We start from the raw sequence: 2,894 nt of genomic DNA on the forward strand, positions 1-2,894 counted from the left end.
AATAAGAAGTAAAATAAAACAAATATATATATAAATTTGCAGCAATAAAAGTCGAAAATATATCATGGGTTGGAAAACGATATCTAAATTGCCTATACTTGTCCATTTTGATATAATTATTTAAGAAAGATATAAGATAAATAAAAGGTGGGGGCTAAAAATGATAGGAAAGAAAAATAGGTTAATAGGGGCATTATTAAATGGTGGAAATGTATACAGATTAAAATGCCAAGAATGTGAATCGGTATCAGTTCAAATAACAGAGAGTAATAAACCTGATTATGCATGCCTTGATTGTGGAGGAAGATGCGTTATGTTCAAGGAGTTTTTAGCAGATAAAGAAGACGTTATTTTTTCTATGATGGGTATAAGAGATTAGAAAATAACTTTATAATTATAAAATACCCTATATAGATATTATTTTTATATAATATATATAGGGTTTTAATTTATATTTTTCTCATATAATAAATAATCATAATAATGCTTCCTATTAAAGCATCTATCATATCATGCATAGTGTCAGTAAGGCCACCTTTTTGAGTGCTCATATTAAAGAACGTATCTAAAGAATATTCAACAATTTCGCAAACAGAGGCAAATCCCATTGCAAAAAAGAATAGTAATATAACTATTAATAGTTTACTATTAAAATTATTTATTCCAACAAATTTAATGATATTAAAACCAATTTTAACAGTTATAAATCCAGACCAAAAGTGTAAAAAATCATCGTAGTGATTTATTTTATCATAAAGGCCAAATGAAGATCCAAAAACTAAACAAAATAGTATAAATAAACTTCCAACTATATACAGACTATTATCTAATAAAATAAAGTTTTTAGAATATACCCATCTAAGAATTAAATTGATAATAAATGCAACTGTAGATAAAGCTGCATTTCCATAATCTTTATTAAGTAAAAAATATCCTATAGAAATTATATATATAATATAAATAACTGCATTAAAATAATTTATTTTTTTTAGTTTCATAATATATCAATCCTTTTATTTANTWASTTAAATCTTATCCTAAAGCTTTTTCTAGCTTTGATAGATGTTGTATAKRWTWWWWKTWKWAWAWTWMWAATTATCTATAATTATTTTAATAGATATTAAAAATATCTATTTTAGAAATTATTAATATTAACTAGAAATATAAATATATAGATTTATATTTTTATAGGGGGATATTATGGATGATGATATACTAAAAAATGAGTTAAGTATAGATAAAAGAAAACTTTTAGATAAATATAACTTAACCTGTTCAGAGGATTATATATGGGAGTTTAGGCATAATAAGTATCATACAGTAAAATACTTTTCTCATAAGTTTGCAAAAAAACATTCTGTAATAGCTTTACTTTTTTATATAAATAGGCTTTGCTATGCTAAAATTAAATATTTTGAAGAAAATTTTTATAAATATGAACCATATAAATATATATTTAAAAAAGGATTTTATAAGTGTGATATGTATGATATGGAGTTTTTATTTCATAAGCCAAGCGGTAAGTTTATTGACATTAGAAGTTTAAGAGAAATAAGGAATATTGAAGATTTTAAACAGTTTTGTAGTGAATTAGAAGAATTAGAATAAAGTATTGTATATAAATAGATAGCGTTAKATGTTTCCTAATATAAAAAATATCGAAATTGATTATAAATATTGTGGAGTATTTGCATCAACTTTAGACAACTTAGGATTTATAGGAGAAGACCCTAAGCATAACAATTTATGGTATAATCTAGGATATGGTGCAAATGGTATATTATTTGCAATACTTGGAGGAATGATGCTAAGTAAGTTATACCATAAAGAAGTTGATAAAGATATGAGATTATTTAAAGTAGATAGATTTGATAATTAATAAATAATGGCATAAAGTATATTTATGCCATTATTTTTAACCAAGTGCAACATCTAAAATCATCATTAGTGAAAATCCAATTATTACACCTATAGTAGTTAAATTTTTATTTTCAATGCAAGCTTCTGGAATAAGTTCAGATGATACAACTCCAATCATAGCGCCAGCAGAGAATGATAAAAGTATAGGTAATATACTTCTCATAGTTAGAGCCATAAATACGCCTAAAACTCCTGCTATAGGCTCTACTAATCCAGATGCTTGGCCAAAGAAGAAACTTTTAAATACTGGAAAACCTTCACGTCTTAAAGGTAAAGATACAGCGGCACCTTCAGGAAAGTTTTGAAGTCCTATTCCAACAGCTAATAGTATAGCACTTGCAATTGTACATCCAGGAATTCCAAGTGCAGCACCACCAAAAGCTACTCCAACAGATAAACCTTCTGGAATATTGTGTAGCGTTACAGCTAAAACTAATAAAATACTCTTTTTAAAAGATTTAAATCTTGAATTATCTTCACTTTTCAAATTGTTAAAAGAAAATTTATCTAAGAATTTATCAGATAAAACTATAAATAATCCACCTAAAACAAATCCAATAGTAGGTATAAGCCAAGAGTTGTATCCTAAATCATCACAAAGGTCTATTGCAGGGCTAAGTAAAGACCAAAAGCTAGCTGCGATCATAACTCCTGCACCAAATCCAAGCATTGCATTTAAAATACTCTTTTTTACATCTTTAAAGAAAAATACAATACTTGAACCTAATGCAGTAATAAACCAAGTAAATAGAGTAGCTAAGAAGCCTTGTAGTATAGGATTAAGTGATAAAAACCAGTTCATTATTGTCCCTCCATTAGAAATATATATAATTGAATTTCTATTATTATAATATGAGAGAAGTTAATAGATGTTACAATATATAGGGTATAAGTGAAAATATACGGGTATAATCTTGTATCTTTAATAAATAAAATGTAGATATAACTAAAAACATTACTRTAGATAAAGGACG

At 25.7% G+C, this 2,894-nt stretch carries 5 protein-coding genes; 3 read left to right on the top strand and 2 right to left on the bottom strand.

Translation table 11 applies throughout. The annotated features are described in order from the left end of the window. The first annotated feature begins 160 nt into the window (after positions 1-160). On the top strand, positions 161-379 hold the full coding sequence (locus G3997_RS02970) for a hypothetical protein (protein WP_296647854.1): 219 nt from the start codon (positions 161-163) through the stop codon (positions 377-379). A gap of 70 nt (positions 380-449) precedes the next feature. Here the strand turns inward: G3997_RS02970 and G3997_RS02975 are convergent, their stop codons facing one another. Further along, positions 450-998: a hypothetical protein gene (locus G3997_RS02975; RefSeq protein WP_296647857.1), complete on the bottom strand. Its 549-nt coding sequence runs from the start codon at positions 996-998 to the stop codon at positions 450-452. Between the two features lie 202 nt (positions 999-1,200). On the opposite strand from G3997_RS02975, the gene G3997_RS02980 reads away from it, so the two are divergent. Both G3997_RS02980 and G3997_RS02985 read left to right on the top strand, forming a co-directional pair. Further along, a complete protein-coding gene (locus G3997_RS02980; RefSeq protein WP_296647861.1) occupies positions 1,201-1,608 on the top strand; it encodes a hypothetical protein in 408 nt (135 codons plus the stop codon). A gap of 28 nt (positions 1,609-1,636) precedes the next feature. After that, positions 1,637-1,879 (top strand): FAD-dependent oxidoreductase, encoded by a 243-nt coding sequence (locus G3997_RS02985; RefSeq protein ID WP_330616181.1) that lies wholly within the window; start codon positions 1,637-1,639, stop codon positions 1,877-1,879. Between the two features lie 36 nt (positions 1,880-1,915). Here the strand turns inward: G3997_RS02985 and G3997_RS02990 are convergent, their stop codons facing one another. Next, positions 1,916-2,722, bottom strand: a complete 807-nt coding sequence (locus tag G3997_RS02990; protein WP_296647864.1) for a ZIP family metal transporter — start codon at positions 2,720-2,722, stop codon at positions 1,916-1,918. Positions 2,723-2,894: the final 172 nt, after the last annotated feature.

It is taken from the genome of Romboutsia sp. 13368 (assembly GCF_018336475.1).
In the GTDB taxonomy this organism is placed as follows: Bacteria; Bacillota; Clostridia; order Peptostreptococcales; family Peptostreptococcaceae; genus Romboutsia.

What these genes read in the sequence shown, in the direction of transcription:
- G3997_RS02975 (WP_296647857.1), bottom strand. Translation starts at nt 998, where the DNA reads ATGAAACTAAAAAAAATAAATTATTTTAATGCAGTTATTTATATTATA.
- G3997_RS02985 (WP_330616181.1), top strand. Translation starts at nt 1,637, where the DNA reads ATGTTTCCTAATATAAAAAATATCGAAATTGATTATAAATATTGTGGA.
- G3997_RS02970 (WP_296647854.1), top strand. Translation starts at nt 161, where the DNA reads ATGATAGGAAAGAAAAATAGGTTAATAGGGGCATTATTAAATGGTGGA.
- G3997_RS02980 (WP_296647861.1), top strand. Translation starts at nt 1,201, where the DNA reads ATGGATGATGATATACTAAAAAATGAGTTAAGTATAGATAAAAGAAAA.
- G3997_RS02990 (WP_296647864.1), bottom strand. Translation starts at nt 2,722, where the DNA reads ATGAACTGGTTTTTATCACTTAATCCTATACTACAAGGCTTCTTAGCT.